This is a genomic window from Deltaproteobacteria bacterium, from assembly GCA_022340465.1.
In the GTDB taxonomy this organism is placed as follows: domain Bacteria; phylum Desulfobacterota; class Desulfobacteria; order Desulfobacterales; family B30-G6; genus JAJDNW01.
The window spans coordinates 1-5,331 of the sequence record JAJDNW010000149.1 but is presented as its reverse complement, the minus strand read 5'-3'; the positions used below and the strand labels follow the sequence as shown (position 1 = coordinate 5,331).

The following is a 5,331-nucleotide window of genomic DNA, read 5'->3' as shown; positions in this document are numbered from 1 at the left end:
GGCGGCGGTGGCGGCGGCGGCGGATGTTTTATCATGACGCTGACCAGTGAATAAAGCAGGTGCGCTCACCTTAGGAGGTAGTAAGAAGCGACAACCCTTTCAAGACAGGATATGCCATGACATCAAAAAATACGATTGTTCTGATTACGCTTTGCTTCATGCTTGCGGGTTTTATCGTTCAGGGACATGCGTATGACCTGTACGACCGTGTCGGCATTGCCTCATCCCCCAACCCTGTCGGTTCGGGTGCCAGGGCCATCGGCATGGGCGGGGCGTTTATCGGGATCGCCGATGACGCCACCGCCGCCTCATGGAATCCGGCAGGACTGATTCAATTGGAAAAGTCCGAGCTGTCCATTGTGGGCGCCTATAACGTACGCACGGAAGATTACGCTTCCTCAACCAACCCTGAAGCCGACAACACCTCCACCATCGATGAAACCAACCTGAACTACCTGAGCGCCACCCTCCCGTTTAACCTGCTCAAACGCAACATGGTGGTTTCCGTCAACTACCAGCGTCTGTATGAATTCAAAAGAGAGCTGGAATATGATTTAACGCTTTCAACACCTTCGATCCCACCACTTTCAAGCGAGCAGAATCGGAACTATGAAATGGACGGCTATCTGGGTGCTTTGGGGGTCGCCTACACCGCTGAAATCACCCCCAGGCTATCCATCGGCGGGACCCTGAACGTCTGGACGGACGATCTTTTCTGGCAAAACGGCTGGAAAGAAAATTTTAAAAGTCACAGCGACACGACCTTTGGAGCGTCCCACGTCCTGGAAGATACCGACATAACCGAAACGTATAAAGATTTCAGCGGCGTCAATGTAAACATCGGGATCATGTGGAACGTGTTTCGGAATTTTACGATCGGTGCGGTGATCAAGACGCCTTTTACGGCTTCGGTTAAAAAGAAATACAGCGAAGACTGGGTTCAGAAAGACGCCACCACCGGAGCGATTATCGACAGTGATAAAATTAGAGATTCCGAGGACATAGACGTGGATATGCCCATTTCTTACGGGCTTGGGCTGGCCTGGCGGGTATCGGATCGGTTCAGCCTCGATCTGGATGTCTACAGAACGGAATGGAGCGACTACGTCATCACCGACAGCGCAGGCAACAAAACCGCCGGTATCGGCGGCCGTGCCGATAAAGATTCGGATGTGGACGACACGACCCAGGTCAGGTTCGGCGGTGAATACCTGATCATCAGGCCCGATCAGTCTATGGTCATCCCAATCAGGGGGGGGATCTTCTATGATCCGGAGCCGACCTATGACGGTAAAAACGATTTTTACGGGATATCACTGGGCTCGGGCATCGGCTACAAACGCTTCATTTTCGACATCGCCTACCAACTGCGCTGGGGGCGGGATGTGGAAACCGACAATCTGATTGCCAATTCCGAAGCGGATGTTACCCAGCACACGGTCCTGTTGTCGGTGATTTACCATTTTTAACGCCGCAAGATAACTTCAGTTTCCCTATCCACAGTGTTCAGTAGTGATTTTTTTGAAACCTCATTTCGTTATAGCGGTTGTCATGCTATTCGGCTACCTGACTGCTTCGGAAAAAAATATTTCTTCCGATCGACATCGCTTGTAGCGGAATATATATATGACAACCGGTATAATCGTTATAAATTGACAGTAGATACAAAATTTAGGTACAAGCCAACGGCGATACAGCTGAAAGCGTCATTCTAAAAATTTGAAACGCTCAACTCAGGTTTCATTGACGCATGGATTATATTAATTCGAACGCGGCCCGCACCGTGGGCCGCATTCAAAGTAAAGCGAGGGCATTTATGAAGGCAAAAGGCTACATGGGCAAAGTGCTGCATGTGGATTTGACCAGCGGCGACATTCGCGAGGAGGCGCTTGCCGACGGTGTCTATGAACGGTACCTTGGCGGGATGGGATTGGGCGCCCACATGCTGTATGAAAACATACCCGCCGGCGCGGACCCGCTGGGTCCGGACAATATGCTGGGGTTTCTGCCGGGGCTTCTCACCGGGACGGGAAGCTTTTTTACCGGCCGTTGGATGGTGGTGGGGAAATCGCCGCTGACAGGCGGCTGGGGGGATGCCAACTGCGGCGGTACCTTTTCGCCGGCAATCAAGCGATGCGGGTACGACGGCATCTTCATCCGGGGCATCAGTGCCAAACCGGTCTACCTCTATGTGGACGACGATGTCCGGGAGCTTAGGGATGCCGCCGATCTGTGGGGGATGGACACGGTCGCGACCGAGGAGCGCCTGCTCGAAACGGCAAAAAAGAAGGGGAAAAAACCGAAAGTCGCCTGCATTGGGCCTGCTGCCGAATCGATTTCGCTGATTTCCGGCATTTCCACGGACAAGGGGCGCATGGCCGCGCGTTCGGGACTGGGAGCGGTCATGGGCGCCAAACGGCTGAAGGCGCTGGTCCTGGCGGGGTCGAAGCGCATCGTTCCCCACGACCGGGAGGAAATGAAGCGTATCAGCAAGATCTGCAACAACTGGGTTCAGTTTCAGCCGCCTTTCGTATCCGGGCCGCTGACGGCTTTTGTGGGGGCGCTTTTGCGGATTATGCCCGCCGTTATGGCTCAGGACGGCATTTTGTACAAGATCATGCTGAAAAAGTGGGGGACGGTGGCCATGAACCAGATGTCTCCTGAGATGGGCGATTCCCCGATCAAGAACTGGAAGGGCAGCATAAAAGACTGGGGGATCAGAAAAAGCCACGCATCCAACCCGGATGTTTTCACCAGCTGCGAAAAGGTGAAATACCACTGCTATTCCTGTCCGTTGGGGTGCGGCGGCATTTGCACGACCGCGGGAAAATTCAGCGAAACCCACAAGCCGGAGTACGAAACCGTACTGGCTCTGGGGGGCTTTTGCATGAACGAGGACGTCGAGGCCATCTTCTACTTGAACGAGCTGCTGAACCGGGCCGGAATCGACACGATTTCCGCCGGCCATGCCATCGCCTTTGCCATGGAGTGCTACGAAGAGGGGGTGATCACCAAGGAGGACACCGGCGGCCTCGAGCTGACCTGGGGCAACTCCGAAGCCATCGTCGCCCTCGTGGAAAAGATGGTAAAGAGGGAGGGGTTCGGCCATGTGCTGGCCGACGGGGTCAAGCAGGCCGTTGAAAGAATAGGAAAAAAGGCCGAGCCCTACGCCGTTCTGGCGGGCGGCCAGGAGCCGGCCATGCACGACGGCCGCAACGATCCGGGGTTTGCCCTGCACTACAGCGTCGAACCGACGCCGGGGCGGCACACCCTGGGATCCCAGCTTTACTATGAGATGTTTCAGTTGTGGAAAGTCGCCAAAGACCTTCCCAAGGTGTCGCCCATGTATTGGAAGGGGAGCAAATACAAGGACCCGGAAAAGCACGGACAGATCGGTGCGATCAACAGCAAGTACATGACGATTGTCAATTCGGCCGGTGCCTGCCTGTTCGGGACCTTTCTCGGGGCAAAGCGCATTCGTATATTCGACTGGATCAACGCGGCCACCGGCTGGGACTTGACCCCCAATCAGTATCTCGACAAGGCCGCCGATATTCACACACTGAAGCAGGCTTTCAATGTGAAGCACGGCCTGCAGCCCAGCAAAATAAAAATCAGCGAGCGGGCCCTCGGAAGGCCGGCCCAGACCGAAGGGGCCAACAAGGGGCGCACCGTGGATATAGAAGCCATGATGAGCCGCTATTGGGAGCAGTTCGGATGGGACGGGGAAACGGGCATACCCTCCGTTGAACAGGTTGAAAGAATTGCTTCCAAAGGAGGACAATGATGGCTTATTCCATTAGCGAAGACTGCAGCGGGTGTACCGCGTGCGCCCATATCTGCCCGACGGGAGCGGCGACCGGGGAAAAGAACGAGCGGCACCGCATCGATGAAGAAAAGTGCATCGACTGCGGCGCCTGCGGCAAGGTGTGCCCGGAAGAAGCCGTAAGGGACGCTGCCGGAAATGTGGTTTTAAAGGTCAAGCGCGGTGAGTGGGAAAAGCCGTTTTTCGACACGAAGATCTGCAACGGATGTGCCATTTGTCTGGATGTGTGCCCGACCGACTGCATTTCCCTCGGCCTCCCGGCCATCGACGACCCGCACGCCTACCCGGAGATCGTGAATCCGAAGACCTGCATCGGCTGCGGATTCTGCGCCGAAGCGTGCCCGGTGGATGCCATCGAGATGGCGGCGCCCGCGGTTGTCGAAGAGAAGGAGGCTAAGCGGAAGACAAAAAAGGAAAACAGCACTGTCTGGGCCGTGAAGAAGATATTCTATCGCGTCGTTCAAAAAATAATGAAATACGTATCCAAGGTCATGCCGTTTCCCGTGCCGGTGATATTGACGGGTCCGGGCAGCGTCAAAACATTGATCGACAACATCAAAGCCAGGGGGATCGGCAACGTTCTGGTGGTTACCGACAGGGTACTGATGGATTTGAAGCTTCTCGACGGGCTGCAGGCTTCGCTGGCGGCGCATGATATTCAGTACACCATCTTCGACGATGTTCAACCGAATCCGACGATCGAAAATGTCGAAAACGGCAGGGAGGTTTACAAAAAGAACCGGTGCAAAGCCATCATCGCCTTCGGGGGCGGTTCGCCCATCGACTGCGCTAAAACCATCGGGGCGAGGATCAGGAACCCCTGGCTCCCCGTGCGTTTCATGCGGGGACTTTTCAGGGTTCTGGTACCGATTCCTCCCTTTTACTGCATCCCCACCACGGCGGGAACAGGGTCTGAAACGACGATCGCCGCGATCGTGACCAATGCAAAAACCCACGAAAAGTTCGCCATCATGGACACGAAGCTGATCCCCAAAATTGCCGTGCTGGACCCGGAATTGATGATTGGTCTGCCGCCGCACATCACGTCCACCACCGGGATGGATGCGTTGACCCACGCCGTGGAGGCCTACATCAACCGAAGCGGAACGGCTTACACCGATGAGAACGCTTTGCGCGCCACCAAACTAATTTTCGAGAACCTCGAAAAGGCCTACAACGACGGGTCCGACCTCGAGGCCCGCAACAACATGGCGCTGGCCTCTTTTTACGCCGGCCTGGCTTTCACCAGGGCCTATGTCGGCTACGTGCATGCCATTGCACACAACTTAGGCGGACTCTACGGGGTGCCCCACGGCCTGGCCAATGCCGTCGTCCTTCCTCATGTGTTGGAATTCAGCCGCGAAGCAGCGGAAAAAAAGCTGGCCCGGCTCGCGATCGCCGGAGGAATCGGCACGGAAGACGAGCCGGAAGAGACACTTTCCCACCGCTTTATCGAAAAGATAAAAGCCATGAACGCCGCCATGAAGATACCTTCCACCATCGAG

Annotated in this window: 3 protein-coding genes; all 3 read left to right on the top strand. The window is 55.5% G+C overall.

Annotated elements, in window-relative coordinates:
* Window positions 1-116 precede the first annotated feature (116 nt).
* The gene (locus tag LJE94_18870) at window positions 117-1,469 is read left to right on the top strand and encodes an outer membrane protein transport protein (GenBank protein MCG6912159.1); all 1,353 of its coding nucleotides are present in this window, start codon (window positions 117-119) and stop codon (window positions 1,467-1,469) included.
* Window positions 1,470-1,816: 347 nt separating this feature from the next.
* The gene (locus tag LJE94_18865) at window positions 1,817-3,787 is read left to right on the top strand and encodes an aldehyde ferredoxin oxidoreductase family protein (GenBank protein ID MCG6912158.1); all 1,971 of its coding nucleotides are present in this window, start codon (window positions 1,817-1,819) and stop codon (window positions 3,785-3,787) included.
* A partial coding sequence (locus LJE94_18860; GenBank protein ID MCG6912157.1) for an iron-containing alcohol dehydrogenase occupies window positions 3,787-5,331 on the top strand: 1,545 nt, incomplete at its 3' end. The genes LJE94_18865 and LJE94_18860, both read left to right, overlap by 1 nt.